A 19,611-nucleotide genomic window follows, 5' to 3' on the forward strand; every position below is an offset into this window, starting at 1 on the left:
TAATATTTTATTTCATCACTCAAAATATCCACTCCAAAACACCCACAGCAACCACAAACAAAGATATTGCAGCTATCCCATACCATGACATTCTTATAATGCTTTTGATATGTTCTTCTTCTGAAAGATCACTATACTTCAATTTTCCCACTTTCTTTTCTTGGCGTTATATCCCTTGAATCCCATTCTCCGATGTTTGCAAAATGGGTGTCTATTTCCACATCTGTACTGGCTTCTAATCATATTTTCCCTCTTTAGGGTGTGTAGGCAAATTCAAGCTTTACATCTCCACGATATCCACGCTCAAAAACTAATACACAGCATTGAACTCTTGAACGTGGAAATGCTCTTCTTGGTAAATGGATCACTTTCTTTAAGCCCTCTGATAAATACTTCTGATATCTCTTTTCTGAATTAATCAAAGCCAACCAAGGAAGCAAAATAATGATATTGGATGATCTATTAAAAAACCCATCCAGTAAACGATATCCGGTTGTCATTGGAGTAAATGGAGGATTTGACACAATGTAATCGTATTCGTCCCATGGCAACTGATAGTAGTCACTAGGAGCTATTACATTAGATGCAGGATATCTATTTTTGATTGCCTGTACCAGATTGCCCTCTCCGGACGTAGGTTCCAATATCTTCTCAGGATATCCCGACATCTCATTGACCATTAACTCACATACCCACGAAGGCGTTTGAAAATCTATGGTTAAAACTTCCTTTATTTGGCGAACTATGCAAAGCTTTCAAGGTAAGGAGTGCTAAGCATAGCTCTTTCTTTTATCAACTGTTCATATTCAGGATTTTTTTCAAATCCTATACAATTCCTGTTTGTTTCCCTGCAAGCTCTCAAGGTAGTTCCTGAACCTAAGAAGGGATCCAAAACTAAATCTCCTGGGTTACTGTAATTCTCAAGAATCCATTTAAAAAGCTCAATAGGCTTTTGTGCTGGATGCACACGCTTTTCTTTCTTAGCCATGTTTTCTTGAATCATACCATTCCATCTATACCGATACATCCGTACTGCAGTATTGAAAGAAGTCCATGCAAGCTCACAGTCAGCAAAACAACCAGTATTATCTTTATTCCAGACAATCCAGCATGAAGAAGCCGGCAACCAGTCAGCGTAATAATTGCCGCCAAAGATGATCTGATTCTTTGATACACGGACCATTTCTTCTATGACTTCACGACTTACTTTAATGTCCCAATCGAAAGAACCGTAATCCGTAGTCTTGGCTAATTTAGACCTGTTGTTAACCCTAAATGTATTCTCACCGATTCCGTAAGGTGGATCTGTGAGAAGTAAATCAAAGTGATTATCTGGAAATTCTCTCATGAGATCCAGACAATCGCCTATTTTGTATTCAAGCTGCAGCAAAAGATCACTTCCTTTATTTGGCGTTCTTGGTTTTTTTCTTGTAAAGCCACAATTGAATCCTCCCCGCCATGAATGACGGGGATTCCTTAAAATTATCATTCTTGCTTTGGTATTTTGTCAGGTTGACTCTCTACGTATTTAATGAGTACATCGAGTGATACCTGTCCTGTTGTTGCTATGAAATAGCTGGGAGTCCAAAATGCATCTCCCCAAAGCCACTTTTTTGTTTCAGGAAACTCTTGTCTGAGTTTTCGTGCTGTAACGCCTTTGAGAGTGTTAATTACCTTTACAAGATTCGTCTGAGGTGTGGCTTTAAAGAGAATGTGGTGATGGTCGTCCCCCGGCTCCTGTGCAATGATTTCTATTGCCATTTCGGAATTTTTATCATTAGCCCATTGCTCAGAGAGTTCATAGATTATTTGTTTTAGTCTCTCTCTGATTTTCTCGTTATACAGGGCTTTGCGTCTGTATTTGATTACAAAAATTAGGTGATAGTGCAGTGTGAATACTGCATGACGTGATTTATCGAGATTGTAGCCTGACATTGTATTCACCCAATTTTAATCTATATAGCGCAGGTGGTAATCTGTACCTAGTCCACATTCCAAAGCCACTGCATCAACACATTCGTCTATTGCATTTTTGTTGAGATATGTCATATGCTCTATGAAATTACCATCGATGCACGATATTATCCGTTGTGATATCGTATTTACATATATTATTGCATTGTATCTCATAGCCCGCCCTCCTGTTTCACCAAAACAGAGAGTTAGATTACCCTCTGTACGTATTCCTGTATTTGTTCATCAGTGATTGTTAACAATTCTTCCTCGCTTCCCCAATCATCCCATACGGAATGCATGATTTCATGCAGAGTCGTATCATCGATTTCTTCAGGAGCAGCGTCATATATTGCTTGATAGATTTTGTTTACATTTTCAGCAGCGAGCTCTTCTTGTCCATCCCATTCACCGACTGATTCAGCGGTTGCCAACACATTGTTCAGATTGTACATTGATTTCATTTTCTTATCCTCCAACTTTAATTGGTTGTACAATATACTATACAACCTATTAGTACTTATAAGTTTCTGTTGGTTGTTATTTTTTCTATACAACCAACGGCTTCTTATGTTTTTAGATTACAGACTGTGCGAGGCTCCGCTTTCATCCCCGCCCTGAAGGACGGGGTCTTCCCGCTGTGCCTCCGCTCTCCCGAAGATAAACAATAGCTACTATCAACGCTACAAGAGGCCACCAACCCAAAATTAATATAATAATTTGTTTAATCAATTCATTCAAGAATCTCACTTCCTTTTATTGGCATAATCAGAAAGGTACCTCAGGTACACAAATTGTCCCAGGAAGCACCTTTAATTTACTTATTTCAATTGAACTCCACACAACAGAACCCTTGAATTTAAAGTCAAAGGGTTCTACGTGTCTGATATTTTCAAGAACCCAATACCACAACCCTTCTTTATAATAAGAATGAGGATTCAAGTGTTTATGATCAGTTTTCCTGAAATGGTCGAAAGATTCAAACTGCTTGCAATCTACAAAATCAGCAAGAGCTATAATCTTCCCATATTCAACAGCATGATAAGGTGTCATATCTTCGAGTTTTTGACATGACCTTAAATTATCATATACCTGAACAGCTTCCCTATCTGGTTTAGAACGAGTGGAGTATAATGCAATAGTACCCCTCTTGTTAGTCTTTTGTGTGCGTACTTCCCAGGGTTTCCACCCTAAATTAATCATAGTAGACCAAGGAGCTTTAACACCGAGCACCGGAATTAATTCATTATCCATTGACTACACATCCTTTAACATGTCAACCGAACGTCATAATCTGCATCAACTAACTTATCTGTCCAATGACTAGATTTTTCTTCTTCGTCTTCTTCTGCTTTGTCTTTTTGAGTCTCTTTCGGAATATCTATAAATAATTCATATCCCCCGCATACCTTTTTAAATTCAGTCACATACTTAAAATATGCAAATTTTCCTTTTTCTTTCTCAGCATCCAGATCAATTAAACCAATCCAAACACCATTAACATTTAAACTGACGTTCCCGTTTGTGTTTATGTGGGTTTCTGCATCTGATGAGCTGTCATTAAATTGTATATCTTTATTTTCCATCTCTCACACCTACCTTATTTTAGGAATACTCACACGAAAAACCCTACTTGCTGCCATTCTGGTTTTTCTTGCAGGAGATATCCTCATGATTGGTTTTGCTGTCCTGTAGCGCAATCCCAAAATATGTTTAGGATACTTGCGGAATCTCAGGTCTAAAAGAGATTTCATAGAATCCCAATCATTGCGCCTGACCTTCCAGTATATGCCATTGTTCATCGTCCATACTTCCTTTATTATGGGATACCTCTAAACGAGAAATCCGGGTGCAACTCTGCACCGCATTCGCATTTGATATATGTTGATTTCATCAATTCATTACCAGCTCCCACGGCTCTTTTGCATTCCTGGCAAATGACATAAGGAACGCCTACACGGTCACCATAAACTTTTAGCTGCATCTTTCACACTTCCTTATCTATGGGATTTCGCTAATTTCTAATTTCTTTTCTATTTCCTCTGTCACTGTATCAATGATTGGGCTTAATTGTGCATACTGCTCTCCTAATCCCCAACGAATTAATACATCTGCTTTCAAAAGAACCATGTACAAGCCTTTTACATCATCCTCGCTTAGTTCAAGTTCCACGCTTTACACCTTCCTTTATTATGGGTTCTTGGAATCCTTTCCTTTCTTCATTTCTCGTTTCACTTTCAGTCTGACAACAAATGCCAATTTTCTATTTTCTTTCATAGTTTCACTTCTTGATTTTGTCTAAGTTCATAATAGAGAGCAGTCATAAAGCCCGTTGGAAGTTCTTCCTTTGGCTGTTCCGGTGGTGGAGTATATGGAGTACCTAAAGCGGTTTCATGCTTGATTAGTCCTGGAGTTCCATGCCTGCGGTAGAATTTACCAGCTTCACGGTCAATAGTACCAACATACTGGTATCGCTTCGGACCTCTCCGGCGTTTCGGAGTTCTCAGGAGTGCCTGGGAATAAGTGTAATATCTGGCATTATAAATCCAGTATTGGAATTGTGCTGTTTCGTCATACTGCGCCTTGATGAGATACTTTTTAAGGTATTTCATTGGCGGCTCATCTTTTTTGCAGTCCTTTGGCCTCGATCTATCCCATTGCATGACTCCATCTTTGTTTACAAGATTCTTCACGTCTGTAATCTGGCCTTGCCCGTATCTTTTCCAGAGTTTAGAAATAGGGTTATTGTAGGGTGCGTTCTCTTTTGTCTGTGGTAAATGGATCCCAAAAATACAGATATGGAAGTGTACCCTTCCGTTTTTCTGGAATTCCCTCACGCATACATAAGGAAGCTCTTTTCCTGTTTTTTTCCGCAGGTAAGTTATGAGCTTATTCCAGTTCTTTTGAAAATGCTTGTTTGCATGAAGGAGATGCCTGAAACCTTTGGGATCAGTTGTTAGGGTCACAAAGCTTGCATTCTGGAACAGGAGTTCGCCATTTTTCCATGCTTTCTCATAGTTTTCTCTTAAGGTAATCTGTTTAGGAACAGAATTAAAACGAGTGGCATAAGGCTTTACCATTGTATCCCCGAAAAGACCTTCTGTAGGCTCGAAGCATAATTCCATTTGGTCAATTCTGGTTATATAATTCTGGAAGAGTTCCAGGCATCCTTCGTATTGTTGTTCGTGATAATCTGAAAAGAAAGCAAATTCTCTGAGAGGCTTTCCTTTCTCTGATAAGATAGGGTTGCCGTTTTCGTCTTGCTTTTCTACTGTTTGCCCGAATCCGTTTATCTTCATGACCTTGAAAAGAGCCTGTTTTCTTTCAAAGCCACACTTTCCCGGTAGATCACTGGCCTTTGTGGTTTCGTTCACTTTACTATAAGGCTGTTGTTGTGGTTTTTGGTATAGTTTGAGTTTTGCCTTTCCCTTTATCAAGTAATGGTTGCTTGGGTCAGCCCGTATAAACTTAAGGCCGTCTACTTTTTCAGATTTAAAATAGAATTTCCCCTTTCCAGTTTGCAGGAAATTGTATATTTCCATGTAAGAAAGATTCGTTAAATTCGCTAACTGCTGGACTGTGTACGGCTGGTCTATGCATAACCTTACCATGTCTAACAGTTTGATTTCGTTGATTGCCATTAGTACACCAACCCCCTAAAATTTGCATTATAAAAAAATAATAAAGGTTGGTGTTACTGCTCGCTAAGCTCGAAGCCTTCGCAAGTGTGCAGGATGGAGACAGGCAAACAGGAATCAGAGCATATACGCTCATATTTTGACCCTGAATAATGACCATGCTCACAGAATCCACATATACAGAGATTAGGATTATAGGCCATCTCAACACCCCACAGCCTCAAAACTATCACATTCTATAGGATAGACTATGCCTACACCTTTACCCCTGCGTTGTGAGTATTTACGGAGGATTCCGGCTTGACAAGTATATCGTACTGAGTTATGAATACAGAAACCGCAAACCATCAAATCCCCCCCTCGGACTCCCCCCCTGCCCCGCAATATGGACAAGGGATATCATCAGGCAAAGACCACTCACAGACTCCACAGGACCAGCCCATTACAGGATAACCCGGAATGATGATATTTAACGGAAAAACGCTCATCTTTCCACCTTCCCGGATTCGTCTACATGCCTCCATACTTTACAGACAGGACAGAAAACCCCTCCTCGTACAGATGCATCATAGTAAAGGTGCTGTATAGGATGCACCGGACAATTTGGCACGTCACTCATGCGCCCACCTCGCTAGTACATTCCTGGCACTTCCAACATGATGGTGATACATGACCAGAAGGAGCACTACAAACAGGACAGGAAAAACAGCTTTGCTCACAGGTTTTTATTACCGGACACCTTGAAGAGAACAGAATAGGAAAAATAGGAGCCATCAGAGCACCCCGGCAGCCTGAAAGAGATTTTGACCATAAAAAAAGACCCACATATTAGAAACAGAAGCAATAAGACCGATTACAGAAGCACCATAACGGGAAACGTTCCAGGCAAAACGGTACTGCTTCACTGATACATAGCAGATATAGAATAGCAGGATTGATACAAGCTTAAGAGCTATCAGGAAGCCATAGCCAAAATTAGCCAGACCCCACGATATAATAGGATTGCCTTCATAGCCAATAGGTAAGCTTGCTATAGTTGTCAGAGTGTCAAGTACAATAAAAAAGAGGAAAACGGGGAGCATGTCCCGGAGAAAAGACATTATTGCACCCCCCGATAAAATCGCAGGCTGTGACCTCTACGCCTCCACATTGCACGAATGGAGCGTCTAGCAATCGGACTGCCTGTTATTGGACAACTTCCGAAGCCTGCCATTTAATAATTCACCTCCTTATTGAGTATTGGGATGATGTAGCCCAGGTGGAGCTTTTCAAGTTCCCTCTTCTTGAATAACTGGACTTCATCATCAATAGAGGCAGGCGTGGAGTGGGTGGTGGTACTCTGGAGTGTTGTGCCTGCCGGATCATCATTAAGAATAGTACATATGCGAGAGTTCAAATCTGAGAATTGCTCATGTACGGAATCAACTTTTTTATTGACCTCTGCAAGCATATCGTCAAGTTGTTCATTTGTAAGGTTGCTTATGTCTGGTTTTGAAACAGGAGACATTTATAAGACCTCCTGCTTTTTTGCCTTTGAGTCTGCTCTTATTGCAAGCATGAAAGCACCAAAAGCAACAATACCCATATACAGAATAGTAAAGTTCTGAACTTCTGAATGTAACAGAACATCAATAAAAAGAACTATTGCAGATGCAAGAATACCAGAAGCCATTCCAACATATAAATTTTTAATTTGTTCATAATCTACGCTTGCACTATCCTCCAAGATAGAGCCTCCGCTGATTGGTTTTAAGTTACTCATTTCACATGCCTCTTTAAAGTTAATTTGTTCTAGAGTCTCCAAACTCTTTGAACACTATAACATTGAAGTAACGGATATATAAATATTTCTTAAAAGTTGTTCGTAAATACACGAATTTAACTAAGATAATGTTAAAATACCATAAAGAGCAATACTTAATTGTCCTGATGTGGCAGCCTGCTCCAACAGGTTATACAAATCCGTGATTTTTCACATGCCCACGGATTACTTTGTTATCATCGGGTGAATGAAGGCCACGGGATTGGAACCCTAAATTAAGGTTTTAATCCCGGTCGGCGCATCTTCTCATTTTTTATTAGAATGTTAAACTCTAGCAGTTTACTCTTTTTATAATTTTATGTAGTTAATTGTAAGCTACAAACCTATATAGAATCTATAGAAAGTCAATTTTTATATGTTAATTCTTTTTAAGTTTAATTTAGATGGCACAAATTGACCTAATTAATGAGTTTGTCAGGGATTGTGAGCTAAGAGGACTAGAGTTGCGCACAGTTCAAACTTACAGAGGAAGTGTTCGTAGGTTCTTAATACGATATCCTGATCCAACAGTATGCACAAAACACGAAATTCTTGATTATTTAGGTCACCTACAAACAAAAGACATTACAGTAGGTACTATAAAACGTGATTTTGCGGCTATATCCGGCTTGTATGATTATCTGATGTTCTGTGAAAAGGTGAGAGTAAATCCAGTAGATCAGGTTAGAAAAAGATATCTTAATCAGCCTGAAATGCCAGAGTCCAGGCAAATACCAGAACTGCAAGAACTAAGACAACTAATCAGAAGCATAGAGCCAGAATCCATATTGGAACGAACTATTGTAACATTCCTGGCTAAAACTGCAGGTAGAAAAGGCGAGTTCCTGGCACTCAAGAAAGACGATATAGATCTAAGAAAAGATATGATCTATTGGCCATCAAAAAAGAAACGCAAGATAAGATTAGGTTTTATTGACCCAGAATTACATGATCTACTCGAACAGTACTTGATCTGGAGAGAAGAACAGAAGCCAAAATCAGATTATTTGTGGATCTCAACAACAGGTTACAGGATTCACAAAGATTACGTTAATGCAGTCATTCAACACTATGCTAAACCATTAGGCCTGCATGATCATCACGGACCTTTGCACACTCGTTTAACTTCTCATTGTCTGCGTGGTTTTTTCACTACTCAGATGCAGAGAGCAGGGATGCAGGAAGTTTACATAAAATGGCTCAGGGGAGATTCATTAAAGAAAAAGACCTGGGCTAATAATTACCTGGAATTCGATCCGGAACTTGTGAGGAAAGAGTATTTGTCTTGTGTTCCGGAATTGATTCGTAGTTAGATTACAACTCAAAGGTGAGGTGAGATATGTAGAATCATATCAATTACATCAAACTCTACCTATCAAAAAATGGGATTATCTGATAAACTGGATTGTAATATTTCCTTATTCATGCCATATTTTGTGGCAACTGATTTTGTCAACTCAAAAAACCATTCTGGTGCAGCAGGTGAGACAAATAATTTATCGATGAGTATGTCCAAATCAACAGGAACATACGACCCTATTTCTGGTACATCTTCATCTAACATTTCAGAACTAACTGTATCTCTTTCAAGAAAACACATCGCTCTAAGTTCTTTTTCATGCTCAAAAGATTTTCTTTTATAAAAAAAAGGAGCTAAAAGCTCATTTTGAGGAATTTTATGAGTAGAATAATCAATATATTGTACATTACCAATAAGAACATCAATATCAGATACATGGAAACATTTCTTAAGTTTCCCAATCGTTGTTTGTATTGCAACACCTTCCGCACTTTTTAAGAAAATTTTCCACATAGCTTCTGATTCATATTCATTTATGTGCCAACAATTCAAATGAACAAACTTTCGAAATCTCTTGCCAAATGTCTCATATTGAGCAGCAGCAGCTATACGATTGGCAGGTACTAGTTCTTGCCTGAGTTTCACATTAACTATTGGCATAGAACCTTCAAAAGGATCGCTGAACTTATCGGATCTACAAAAGAACAAAGAAGATGTGTCAAGTAACGAAACAAATTTTGTGAAATCTAAATATCTCCATATTCTAGTTGTATCATCACAAGAACCATTGATTTGAAAATCAGGTACATACATAATTAAACCTTTTAAAATTTAAAGTAAATTGTATTGGCAGATTTTATTGAATAAGTTCTGTTCTTTGTTCAAACTTCGCATTTATGGCAACACTATCATTTTGATACAAATCAAAGCAATATATTATCACAGAATTTCCATTTACTTTAACTAAATCTGAACCTGTATTAACCTCCGACCATACATAAGAGTCCTTAAATCCAGATCTATTATAAACAGCGATAACTTCAGTTGGAGCATAATTATCCTCTATATAAAAAGAGATATAGTGGATATCTAATTCTCCAGGGTAATTGTTCACTATATTTATTTTTGCATCACATGTTTCATTGATATATTCAGGAATTTTAGCATCCAAAAATAACACATCATCTAAGGAAATCTTATCTTTCATTACTACTACAAAATCAGTACCATCAGAATCATTGACAATAAAATAATTATCCTTTGCATAGTAGTCAATAGTTTTCCCATCGACATAACTATAGACACGAGAAATATCATAATCCGTATCTACCCTTACCCAATCCAATGCAATAGGAGAATTTACTGTATAGTACTGATAAATTATTTTATCAGCTGTTATGAATGATAAATTATGTTCAACAGGAAAGTTTTCTAAAACAATATCTGTTTTCCAGTTTTCATTATTCACACTAGGCATTAAAGAAAACGTAGTAACTACCACGAACAACACACCAACTGTAGCTACTTTCAATAATTTTATTTTTTTAACCGTATTAAGCTTAAACTCATATTCAGAGTTGTCAACCTTCGCAAGAAAAAAATTTTCAAAAAAGGCCAATAAACATAAAACTGCAAGAGCACTAACCAAAGTCTGAGTATGCAAATACTTAAAATAAACGGAGTAAGACACGGAAGTATGACTTATTATAAAAGATAAAACTGTAGCTGATAAAAATAGCGAAAACAACTTAAAAAGATCTTTGTAAAAATCCAAGTGAAATTTTGTGCTTTCAATCAATGCAACATTAAGCTTTTTTCTACTTGCTAATAAATAAGCACCAAAAGCAAAAAAACCTATTCTATAAACAGCTACATTAACAACAGTATTCAGTATCTTATCTTCGGTCGTAAAATTAGTAATGCTATCAAATGCAACTAAAAAAGTAGAAATTGGAAATATTATAAAGTAAAAACACGCAAATCCTGAAACCAATGAAATAGCAACTTTATCAATTTCTGAAAAATCCTTCCAGTATTTGCTATTATAAAAAAAGATAAAGAATATTACATATCCGAATACTGAACAAGAAAATAATATTTCACTGTTCACTTCCGACGAAAGCATATCTATAATAAAAGACAGCATACAACAATTAGAACAATATCTAAAATAATAAACATTCCGACTTGTATCTGCGCATTATTACAAATCATCAATAACATTTATCAATCGTTCAAACTGTTGCATTGGTATTTGATTCTCTTTTCTTTCGTGTCGCTCTTTACTTCGGAATAGGAGCATAGGGGAGCCGGCTAAAGCCGGCTCCCTTCCATGAGCTCAAACCCTACTTTTAAATGAAGGAATATTCATAATTATAAAGAAACAACCTAAAATTGTAATATGCATTGACCATTAATCCAAAATGACACTTATGGAGGATACTTATGATATACAGAAACAGCTTTTTTATGATTTTACTTGTTGCAGTTCTTATTTCCGGATGTGCGGAGAACAACGATATAACAAGTGCTGTTGAGCAATTGCCTCAAGTTCAACAATTCCTGGAAGAACACCCCGATGCAACAATTACTGTTACTTATTGGTCTGAAGAAGAGATAGCTGAAATACAAGACGAGTTAAGTCAGGAATTTGGAAAAACCGTTACACCTAAACCAATGTATAAAGCAGTTGTTAGTTCAGGCGATATCGTATCAATTACATGGATTGATGCTGAAACACAAACAGTTCTCTATTCTTACACTGAAAACACGAGTTCAGATCTGGATTCAAACTCGGTGGAAGATTCTAACAAGACAGAAACACACGATGACGTAGAAGATGGAGATGATTATCTAGAAAATGAATCTGAAGTCGAAGATGACCATCTAGAAAGTGAAAATGAAGATGATTATTCTGAAAGTGAAGATGAAGAAGAGTATGAATATGAGCATGAAGAAGATTATTCAGAAAGTGAAGACGAAAAAGAATACGAAGTCGGAAATGAATCTGATAGCAACGAAAAATAGTCGGTACTGAATTATATAATGGTTCAATCACTGTAGGTGATAGTCATCATCTAAACGACTTTGTAATCGATGTCACAGATGCATTCCCAGGTGCAGATAGTATTATAGTATTCACCTTCCTTTTCACATTTTAGTCAAAAACGAAACAAATAATTAACTATTAACACCATTTCTTTATTTTTCTAACTGTCTGTGAATGGCCTTCTGAACTATCCGTTCATCAGTGTTCACAATTGTTTATCGCTAACAAGCGCCACTTTAAACTACAAATCAGTTTGAAGTTTAGGCAATTCTTTAATATGTACAGGTCTTTCTATTAATTGCAATAGACGGTTATGATCACCGGTCTAAAGGCAATTAGAGGAGGATATAACATGTCACCTGACACTAAAAACGATAAATCATACTTCGCCATCATTGCACTATCAGTTGTGCTGGTGGTGATGTCACTAACAATATATGCCATCTCACAGGATGGTGCCGTACAGAATACAGCAGACACAATTACAATGAGCGGATACGCCGAACAGAAGGTAGTTCCCGACACCGCCTCTTTAAGCATAGGCGTTGTCATCCAGGCCGAAACAGCACAGGAAGCATCTGACGAGAATGCTGCCATCATGAGTGCTGTCCTATCAGAACTCAAAGACCTCGGTCTTGAAGACAAAGAAATACAGACATCCTATGTTTCCGTGTATCCGATCTACAATTATGACGGGGAAAGGACCATCACAGGTTATTCCGCATCCAACAGCGTACAGGTTACAACCACAAAGCTCGATTACCTGGGCGATATCATTGACAAATCAACAGCTGCAGGAGCAAACCAGATAGGAAGTATTTCCTTCACAGTCTCTGATGACATGCAGGAACAGCTCCGCGAAGAGCTTGTAGGTGAAGCTGTAGACAACGCAAGATCAAAGGCTAACGAACTCGCAGGCAGTCTGGGACTCAAGATCACAGGCGTGCAGACAGCATCCATGTATGAGAACGGCGACACTGCCATCTACTATGCAAAGGATGTCATGGAAGAAGCAGCAATGGATGCAGGAGGAGTTTCCACGCCAATTGAACCAGGGGAATCTACTGTCTCAATGTCCGTACAGGTAACATACTACATTGGATAATATTAGAATGTAGGTCTTAGCCGTTCAAAAAGCGATTATAAAAACGACAAACCAACCAACCATACCAACCCACTCAGGAGTTGCATAAAAACGAAACTCTTTGCAACTCCTTCTCTTTTTTTAATTCAGAAAGAACTTTTATATCTTTAATTACTGATTAATCAAAATGAGTAATTGGGAGTTCTTAGTACCTTATCTTGAACATCTTTCATATGTCGGTATTTTTATAACTCTTGCTTTTCTGGGACATTTCATTCCACTGCCGGAAGAAGTTCTTCTTCTCATCGTAGGCTATATTGTCAGTCTTGGATTTGGAACTCTGTGGATAGTAATTATTGTCAGTATGATAGCAGGTGCTTTCGGGGATATAGTGCTCTACTGGCTCAGTAAGAATGGAAACAAAGTACTATCACATTTCGATCACAATAAAGATAAGAAAAAGATTGCCCGATATGACCGTTTAATGAATGATCATGGTGGTAAAACCATCTTTACATTCCGCCTGATCGTAGGACTACGTTTTTTCGGTCCTGTTGTTGCAGGGTCTGCAAACGTATCATGGCGTAAATTTGTATTCTATGACATGTTAGCCTTAGCAACCTTTTACCCTATTCTAATTACAGCAGGATACATTTTCCACAGTAATCTTCAGAACCTGATAACTGATGTCAGTATCCTGAGTCATGTCATCTTCTTTGCTGTAGTAGGATTATTTGCAATAGTTCTGAGTATCTATTACAAGAAGAACTTTTCACACTGAATTCAATCGAAATTGATTTCTCTGTTAGTCTATTTTATCTGGACTTTCTTTCTTCAACCAGTAACCTCATAGCCCTTGGTCCGTTCAATTCCTCTGCCATCTTTCGCATTTCAGTAAGCTTGCTTTTATACTTATCATCATGAATGAGGAGCCTGATGTTTTCAAGTATCTCTTCAGGAGATGTGGAATAATCAATTTTCTTTCCAAGCCCATCTTCCTCAATAACAAAAGCATTATTCTGCTGTTCATTATGTTTCAGGTCAGGAACAGTTATCATTGGAACTCCAAAGCTAAGTGCTTCCATCATGGTACTGTGACCTCCGGGAGCAATAACAAGATCCGACGCTTTCATGTATGGGAACTGGTCATCAATGAATTTGAGTATGGTAACATTCTCCGGTAGAGTTCCAAGGCTTGCAGGGTCAACACTGGGGCCTGAAAGCAAAGTGTAATTGATGGAGTTATCCAGGGCTGCAGCTTCAATGACCTTTCTGAAAATCGGTTCGCGATAGCCAAATCCGCCTACTGTGCAGAGCACATGCGGGCGTTCAAGTTCCATAGCAGTTGTTTCATCAAAGGTCTTTCCAATAAGAGGTCCGGTAAAAAATACTTTTTTCCAGGTATTTTCCTTAAACTCAAGGTTCTTCCTGCATATGGTGTATGGCATAGGATAATCAGGAATTATCACCTTATCGACTATCTTGAACATGCCGGTGTATGATTTTTTCACAAGCTCGGCCACGATCTTGCTTGACACACCTTTGCCTCTGAAGAATTCTTCCATATTTGACTGATTCACAATCAAATAACATGGAATACCGCGGGATTTAGCACTTAACATGCCCATGAAATAACTGTCTGAGATTACAAGATCAGGTCTGTTTCTCTTGAGAAGTTTACGTATCTTTATCAGGCCAAGGAACTGCCCTCTCTTAAAAGTTGCAAGAATGGACTTTTTCAAATTCAGGGAACCGGCCTTGCCCACAAGAGTAATCTCCGAGGGGACTTCGTGTGTCTTAAAACCCTTGCGTTCAATAAGTTCCTTAGAATATCCGTAAGCTCCGAAATGTACGTCATGTCCTGCAGAAACAAGTTCTCTGCCAATGGAAATACATCTGCTGGTGTGTCCAAGACCTTCGCCGCAGACAAATATCATTACTTTCATCTTAACACCAAAAAAACAGCCAGCTCAAAAACTGACCGGTGTCCATATGTTCTAATCTTTTAAAAAACTTTCATCAGAAATGCATTACATCTGCATCTATTGTTTTTCAAAAAAAGATGTGCTTAAAGACACATTTAACTATTAACAACGCGTCCGATTCTTGTAACCTGCGGTTGTTTTGATATCCTGTATAACAGAAAGGGCAGACCGGAACCAAAGAACTGCTGTGCAAAGTGCATTGTCATACTGTACATGTGTGGATGTTTATCTCGATTGTCACCGCACACGAGGCCGACAACTCTATCGAATACCTCCACTCCGGTAGAGTAGTCACCCTCGTATGGCATACGTTTTTCCATATTGAAAACAAGCTCTACCCATGCATTCATTTCATGGCTGATATGTTTCCAGATAGGTTCATCGATCATCATGTAAGACTTACCTTTCTCGATGTTTTTGAAATACTCTCTGAATGTATCTCCTTTTGCAAGAGTATGAACTCTTCCGATCCTGCCTGTGTGACTATCAGTGGTCACAGCCATTCCTTTCTTGAAACGCTGTGCCAGAATCATTGAGAAAAAGTTCTTCTGTTTCAGATCTTGCATGTTATATTCAATCACCGGGAAATGCTTTGCAAGCTCAGGCACAGCCATGATATTTGGCTTTTCTCCCGGTTTGAACCAGAATGGGTGGTTGTACATGTGCAGGATATCATTATCTCTGAAATAATCAAGAAGCATATGGACATCCTGCTTTTTCTGTACAATAGTCTCCATCTCAAAATATTGTCCTTTATCAAATTCAAAAGCATTTATGTGGATTGTGTGTCCGACATTTTCCATGTCGGTAATGGATAATTCTACTCCGGTAGTCAACTTGTCCCTGTTCCATCCCATTCTGTCATATGCTTTTACAGTATCATGATCTGTAAATGTCACAAAATTAAGGCCCTCAGCAAGTCCTTTTTGAAAAAGATTCTCCGGTTTTGTGAATTTGCTTGCCGGTACATCGTAGGAACAGGAGGTATGCACATGCAGGTCTGCTTTGTGCCAGCCGTTTTCAAGAAGCTCTTCCGCCCTGTCAGATGCAATTATTCTTTGCATCGTGCTATTCTGTTTCCGGAACACTTAATCACTCCCTTTGAATTTAGAATCCCGCTTTGTTAATCTCGTTTTTTTCTTCTTTCTTCTTATATGTACCTATGTTTCTAATTGTAGATAAATAGTTAATCTATGTGTTCTATAGTTATCTCTATTTTCTATATGGTATACTTGTATATGTATACAAATTGCTTCTATTATTATGCATGAGTACCGGGCTAATTCTGATAAACGTATGATCTTTCTGATTTTCGTATGTGGGGAAGGACTTGGGCACACCGGGCGATGTATTTCTCTTGCAGCTGAAATGTTGAATTCAGGTCACACAGTCTTCATAGGTGCCTATGGGTATTCACAAAAATTAATTGAAGAATCAGGACTCATTGTTGAAGATATTCCCCGGGAGCTCAGTCTTAGTGGCAAAAAGGGCTCATTTGATCTTAAAAGCTCCATATTTTCAACAGTAAAAGGCATTTCCTTAGGTAACATCAATTCAGTTACCAGGTTGATAGAAAGAACAAAGCCGGATTTTGTGATCTCAGATGGATACTACTCCGGAATTATAGCTGCCAGGCGAAAAAAAGTTCCTGTATGTATGATAGTCAACCAGTCAAGTATGCAGGACTTTTTCAGGGGCAAGGGTTTTACAATAGGAGTAGTGGGCTTTGCAGTAAAGAAATTCTACACATGGATCTACATGAATGTAAATGTTATATTCGTTCCTGATTTTGCTCCACCTTTTACTATATGTGGTTCAAATCTTTCATTTCCTGATGAAGTAAAGGGCAAGATAAGATTCTGTGGACCTGTGCTCAGAAAAAAATACGAGAAGGTCATTCCAATAAAAGACCTGAAGCATCCGCATGTACTTTGCAGCATAGGTGGCTTCGGTTATCGTCTCCAGATATTCAAAACCCTGTTAGAAGCTGCAAAAATGGATGATAGTATCAATTATACTTTGATAGGTGGGCCTGATCTGGACTATGATCTCCTTGAAGATGTCCCTGAAAATGTGGATATTCGTCGCCTTATTCCTGATCCTTTCCCCTATTACAGGTCGGTAGATGTCGTTATCTGTACAGGTGGTCATGGAACAATTACGGAGTCTCTAAGCTACGGACTTCCGGTTATCTCATTCCCTGATAAATCACATAATGAACAGGAAAATAATGCGAAGTTCATCGAAGATAATGGATATGGCAGAAGGTTATCCTATTCCGTGACATCGGAAGGACTATTGCAGGCTATCCGCACTCTTATAGACGATGAAAAATACAGGTCAAATGTGTCTGTATTAAAAGAGCAGGCACTGATGAGCCAAGGGTCTACTTTCATAAGGAAAAAGCTGGAGGGGTATTTATCCTCAGTTTCCTTGTAACATTCTCATCAGTAACTCTATAAATCGGAATAATTCCTCATGATCATGCAGGACTATGTCAGCATGTTCGAGTTCTTTTCTGGTAAGGTAGGTGGGTATGCCTACAGTGAATATTCCTGCATTTTTGGCAGATTCAACGCCAAGGATTGCGTTTTCCACGACTATACACTTTTCTTTGCTGATGCCAAGCATCTCAACAGCTTTATTGTATGGGTCTGGTGCTGGTTTTCCGTTTTTTGTATCATCACCACTGACGATCACATCAATCATTCCGGGGAAATATTTCTCCATTATAATTTCCACTATTTTTTTGTCGGAACCCGAAACAACTGCGAGCCTGAATTTGTCTTTGACTTGCCGGAGCATATCATCGATACCATCAAACATGGTGATGCTGTTCCTGTCAAAAAGCTGATGTTTTCTTGCAGGTACTGTTGCAAGTATTGTTTCCATGTCTGTGGAATCATTTCCATTAATCCCAAGGACTCTTTTCACTATCCCTGTATCATTTTCACCTTCAAGGGCGAATATGTCTCTTTCATCTATGGAGATCCCGGCCTCCATAAATGCGTTTTTCCATGCAAGTGCATGCAGGTGCATAGAGTCGATCAGCACCCCGTCCATATCAAAAATCAGCGCTTTTATCACAAATGAAAATCAGCATGGCCCTATATCTAGTTATTCTAAGTTTCGATCATAGATTATAGCATCTATATATTAACGAAAAGTAACCGTAATACTCTTTAAAGTTCCAGAGCAATCTATCTTTATGGGTAAGAGGATGCGGGAAAATGACATTTATTTCCACAACATCAAATGATATTGATGATATAACTAAAGGGGACTTTTTCCAGATGCGTTATAATCATCGGTGGTTTTCTCCTACCCTGATGCGCGATGAAATTGCTATTGAGGTGGACTAATTGGCAAAAAAATACGGATTATCTTTGTTCATATTCAGACGTGACCTCAGGGTGGATGATAATACTACTTTGAACATTGCGATGGAAAAGTCTGAGTGGGTAATTCCTTGTTTTATTTTTGATCCAAGACTTGCTGATAAGAACAGAAAAAATTTCAATTACAATTCATTCCAGTTCCTGTTGGAATCTCTTGGAGACCTGGATAAGCAACTTGAATCCAGAAATGGCAAACTTTTCTTATTCTCCGGTCTGCCTGAGGATGTCATTGGGGATTTTAACGATAAACATAGAATTGAAGCTGTATTTTTCAACAAGGATTACACTCCTTTCAGCAAGAAACGTGATGATGTGATTCTGAAAACCTGTAAGGATTCAGGTATCGATGTTGTAAGCTGCCATGATGCTTTATTACATGAGCCTGGTACTGTGCTTACAAACGAAGGAAAAACCTATTCTGTGTTCTCCCAGTTCTTCAAAAAAGCTACGCAAAGGAAGATTCCGTTGCCGTCGATGCAGGAAGGAGGCTTCTATTCTGTTAATCCGGATATACCTCAGGTTTTTCTTTCTGATTTTTCAATTGACAGGAATCCTTCTCTTTTCACAAAAGGAGGCAGAAATCATGCTCTTTCGATCCTTCAGGAAATCGCTGATTTCAGGAATTATGACAACGAACGTGATTATCCGTCAATATCAGGTACTACAGGACTTTCAGCTCACAATAAACTTGGGACTATATCAATACGCGAATTCTATCATTATGTGGAAAACGAATTAGGTCCGGATCACACCCTTATAAATGAACTTTACTGGCGTGATTTCTTCACTCATATTGCTGTTGCCCATCCATATGTTTTCACCCGTGCTTTTAAGAAGAAATTCGACTCACTTTCATGGTCGAATGATGAAAAGTTATTTGATGAATGGTGTAAAGGACAAACCGGTTTTCCAATTGTAGATGCAGGAATGAGGGAACTTAACACTACAGGATACATGCATAACCGTGTGAGAATGATTGTTGCATCTTTCCTTGTAAAGGATCTGCACATTGACTGGAGGTGGGGTGAACGATATTTTGCCAGCAAGCTTGTGGATTATGATCCTTGTGTGAACAATGGAAACTGGCAGTGGGCTGCATCAACAGGTGCGGATTCACAGCCATATTTCAGGATATTCAATCCCTGGCTGCAGCAGAAGAAGTTCGATCCTGAGTGTCTGTATATCAAAAAGTGGATTCCTGAACTGGAAGGTCTTTCTCCAAAAGCCATTCATTCCATGGATAAGGGACAGCAACTTCCCGGAGTTGATTATCCACAACCAATTGTGGAGCACTCTAAGGAGAGGAATGTGGCACTTGTGGATTTTAAATCAATAGAATAAACGTAGAATCTGGTTAAGAACCAGAAAAATATGTTATTATACGCAACATTAATATGTTAGTG

The 19,611-nt window shown here is 38.5% G+C and carries 28 protein-coding genes; 7 read left to right on the forward strand and 21 right to left on the reverse strand.

Annotated features, from left to right (window positions below):
* Positions 1 to 19: 19 nt before the first annotated feature.
* From RE474_RS09635 to RE474_RS09710, 16 genes are all read right to left on the reverse strand, one after another.
* A complete protein-coding gene (locus tag RE474_RS09635; protein WP_309310163.1) occupies positions 20 to 142 on the reverse strand; it encodes a hypothetical protein in 123 nt (40 codons plus the stop codon).
* A gap of 112 nt (positions 143 to 254) precedes the next feature.
* Complete coding sequence (locus RE474_RS09640; protein ID WP_309310164.1) at positions 255 to 680, reverse strand: DNA methyltransferase family protein; 426 nt, start codon at positions 678 to 680, stop codon at positions 255 to 257.
* 62 nt (positions 681 to 742) lie between these two features.
* Positions 743 to 1,390: a DNA-methyltransferase gene (locus RE474_RS09645; RefSeq protein WP_309310165.1), complete on the reverse strand. Its 648-nt coding sequence runs from the start codon at positions 1,388 to 1,390 to the stop codon at positions 743 to 745.
* Between the two features lie 95 nt (positions 1,391 to 1,485).
* A complete protein-coding gene (tnpA, locus tag RE474_RS09650; protein ID WP_309310166.1) occupies positions 1,486 to 1,935 on the reverse strand; it encodes an IS200/IS605 family transposase in 450 nt (149 codons plus the stop codon).
* Positions 1,936 to 1,950: 15 nt separating this feature from the next.
* Entirely contained in the window at positions 1,951 to 2,130 is a 180-nt protein-coding gene (locus tag RE474_RS09655) for a hypothetical protein (RefSeq protein WP_309310167.1), read from the reverse strand.
* 32 nt (positions 2,131 to 2,162) lie between these two features.
* Complete coding sequence (locus RE474_RS09660; protein ID WP_309310168.1) at positions 2,163 to 2,417, reverse strand: hypothetical protein; 255 nt, start codon at positions 2,415 to 2,417, stop codon at positions 2,163 to 2,165.
* 304 nt (positions 2,418 to 2,721) lie between these two features.
* Positions 2,722 to 3,207: an ASCH domain-containing protein gene (locus RE474_RS09665; protein WP_309310169.1), complete on the reverse strand. Its 486-nt coding sequence runs from the start codon at positions 3,205 to 3,207 to the stop codon at positions 2,722 to 2,724.
* A gap of 14 nt (positions 3,208 to 3,221) precedes the next feature.
* Positions 3,222 to 3,539, reverse strand: a complete 318-nt coding sequence (locus tag RE474_RS09670) for a hypothetical protein (RefSeq protein ID WP_309310170.1) — start codon at positions 3,537 to 3,539, stop codon at positions 3,222 to 3,224.
* Between the two features lie 9 nt (positions 3,540 to 3,548).
* Positions 3,549 to 3,755 carry a hypothetical protein gene (locus RE474_RS09675; RefSeq protein WP_309310171.1) on the reverse strand — a complete coding sequence of 69 codons (207 nt, stop codon included), beginning with the start codon at positions 3,753 to 3,755 and terminating at the stop codon, positions 3,549 to 3,551.
* 17 nt (positions 3,756 to 3,772) lie between these two features.
* Complete coding sequence (locus tag RE474_RS09680; RefSeq protein WP_309310172.1) at positions 3,773 to 3,937, reverse strand: hypothetical protein; 165 nt, start codon at positions 3,935 to 3,937, stop codon at positions 3,773 to 3,775.
* A gap of 17 nt (positions 3,938 to 3,954) precedes the next feature.
* Positions 3,955 to 4,125, reverse strand: a complete 171-nt coding sequence (locus RE474_RS09685; RefSeq protein ID WP_309310173.1) for a hypothetical protein — start codon at positions 4,123 to 4,125, stop codon at positions 3,955 to 3,957.
* Between the two features lie 101 nt (positions 4,126 to 4,226).
* On the reverse strand, positions 4,227 to 5,594 hold the full coding sequence (locus RE474_RS09690; protein ID WP_309310174.1) for a rolling circle replication-associated protein: 1,368 nt from the start codon (positions 5,592 to 5,594) through the stop codon (positions 4,227 to 4,229).
* A 481-nt stretch (positions 5,595 to 6,075) separates the two neighbouring features.
* Positions 6,076 to 6,210 carry a hypothetical protein gene (locus tag RE474_RS09695; protein WP_309310175.1) on the reverse strand — a complete coding sequence of 45 codons (135 nt, stop codon included), beginning with the start codon at positions 6,208 to 6,210 and terminating at the stop codon, positions 6,076 to 6,078.
* A 154-nt stretch (positions 6,211 to 6,364) separates the two neighbouring features.
* Entirely contained in the window at positions 6,365 to 6,691 is a 327-nt protein-coding gene (locus tag RE474_RS09700) for a DUF5658 family protein (RefSeq protein ID WP_309310176.1), read from the reverse strand.
* 113 nt (positions 6,692 to 6,804) lie between these two features.
* Positions 6,805 to 7,098, reverse strand: coding sequence for a hypothetical protein (locus RE474_RS09705; protein ID WP_309310177.1), 294 nt, complete (start codon positions 7,096 to 7,098; stop codon positions 6,805 to 6,807).
* Positions 7,099 to 7,317, reverse strand: coding sequence for a hypothetical protein (locus tag RE474_RS09710; RefSeq protein WP_309310178.1), 219 nt, complete (start codon positions 7,315 to 7,317; stop codon positions 7,099 to 7,101).
* A 479-nt stretch (positions 7,318 to 7,796) separates the two neighbouring features.
* On the opposite strand from RE474_RS09710, the gene RE474_RS09715 reads away from it, so the two are divergent.
* On the forward strand, positions 7,797 to 8,705 hold the full coding sequence (locus RE474_RS09715) for a tyrosine-type recombinase/integrase (protein WP_309310179.1): 909 nt from the start codon (positions 7,797 to 7,799) through the stop codon (positions 8,703 to 8,705).
* A gap of 62 nt (positions 8,706 to 8,767) precedes the next feature.
* On the opposite strand, the gene RE474_RS09720 is transcribed toward RE474_RS09715, so the two are convergent.
* Both RE474_RS09720 and RE474_RS09725 read right to left on the reverse strand, forming a co-directional pair.
* The gene (locus RE474_RS09720) at positions 8,768 to 9,505 is read right to left on the reverse strand and encodes a hypothetical protein (protein ID WP_309310180.1); all 738 of its coding nucleotides are present in this window, start codon (positions 9,503 to 9,505) and stop codon (positions 8,768 to 8,770) included.
* A gap of 43 nt (positions 9,506 to 9,548) precedes the next feature.
* Entirely contained in the window at positions 9,549 to 10,802 is a 1,254-nt protein-coding gene (locus RE474_RS09725; RefSeq protein ID WP_309310181.1) for a hypothetical protein, read from the reverse strand.
* Positions 10,803 to 11,137: 335 nt separating this feature from the next.
* On the opposite strand from RE474_RS09725, the gene RE474_RS09730 reads away from it, so the two are divergent.
* From RE474_RS09730 to RE474_RS09740, 3 genes are all read left to right on the forward strand, one after another.
* Positions 11,138 to 11,719, forward strand: a complete 582-nt coding sequence (locus RE474_RS09730; protein WP_309310182.1) for a hypothetical protein — start codon at positions 11,138 to 11,140, stop codon at positions 11,717 to 11,719.
* Between the two features lie 374 nt (positions 11,720 to 12,093).
* Positions 12,094 to 12,846: an SIMPL domain-containing protein gene (locus tag RE474_RS09735; protein WP_309310183.1), complete on the forward strand. Its 753-nt coding sequence runs from the start codon at positions 12,094 to 12,096 to the stop codon at positions 12,844 to 12,846.
* Positions 12,847 to 13,012: 166 nt separating this feature from the next.
* Entirely contained in the window at positions 13,013 to 13,606 is a 594-nt protein-coding gene (locus tag RE474_RS09740; RefSeq protein ID WP_309310184.1) for a DedA family protein, read from the forward strand.
* Between the two features lie 34 nt (positions 13,607 to 13,640).
* Here RE474_RS09740 and RE474_RS09745 read toward each other — a convergent pair whose 3' ends face one another.
* Positions 13,641 to 14,771, reverse strand: coding sequence for a UDP-N-acetylglucosamine--N-acetylmuramyl-(pentapeptide) pyrophosphoryl-undecaprenol N-acetylglucosamine transferase (locus RE474_RS09745; protein WP_309310185.1), 1,131 nt, complete (start codon positions 14,769 to 14,771; stop codon positions 13,641 to 13,643).
* Between the two features lie 134 nt (positions 14,772 to 14,905).
* On the reverse strand, positions 14,906 to 15,898 hold the full coding sequence (locus RE474_RS09750) for a PHP domain-containing protein (protein ID WP_309310186.1): 993 nt from the start codon (positions 15,896 to 15,898) through the stop codon (positions 14,906 to 14,908).
* 175 nt (positions 15,899 to 16,073) lie between these two features.
* Here RE474_RS09750 and RE474_RS09755 point away from each other — a divergent pair, with 175 nt between their 5' ends.
* Positions 16,074 to 17,249: a UDP-N-acetylglucosamine--N-acetylmuramyl-(pentapeptide) pyrophosphoryl-undecaprenol N-acetylglucosamine transferase gene (locus RE474_RS09755; protein WP_309310187.1), complete on the forward strand. Its 1,176-nt coding sequence runs from the start codon at positions 16,074 to 16,076 to the stop codon at positions 17,247 to 17,249.
* On the opposite strand, the gene RE474_RS09760 is transcribed toward RE474_RS09755, so the two are convergent.
* Positions 17,235 to 17,897, reverse strand: a complete 663-nt coding sequence (locus RE474_RS09760; RefSeq protein WP_309310188.1) for an HAD family hydrolase — start codon at positions 17,895 to 17,897, stop codon at positions 17,235 to 17,237. The two genes, RE474_RS09755 and RE474_RS09760, sit on opposite strands and share 15 nt — an antisense overlap.
* A 143-nt stretch (positions 17,898 to 18,040) precedes the next feature.
* On the opposite strand from RE474_RS09760, the gene RE474_RS09765 reads away from it, so the two are divergent.
* Both RE474_RS09765 and RE474_RS09770 read left to right on the forward strand, forming a co-directional pair.
* Entirely contained in the window at positions 18,041 to 18,172 is a 132-nt protein-coding gene (locus tag RE474_RS09765; protein WP_309310189.1) for a hypothetical protein, read from the forward strand.
* Positions 18,173 to 19,549, forward strand: a complete 1,377-nt coding sequence (locus RE474_RS09770) for a cryptochrome/photolyase family protein (RefSeq protein ID WP_309310190.1) — start codon at positions 18,173 to 18,175, stop codon at positions 19,547 to 19,549.
* Positions 19,550 to 19,611: the final 62 nt, after the last annotated feature.

Origin of the sequence: Methanolobus sediminis, from assembly GCF_031312595.1 — an archaeon.
In the GTDB taxonomy this organism is placed as follows: Archaea; Halobacteriota; Methanosarcinia; order Methanosarcinales; family Methanosarcinaceae; genus Methanolobus; species Methanolobus sediminis.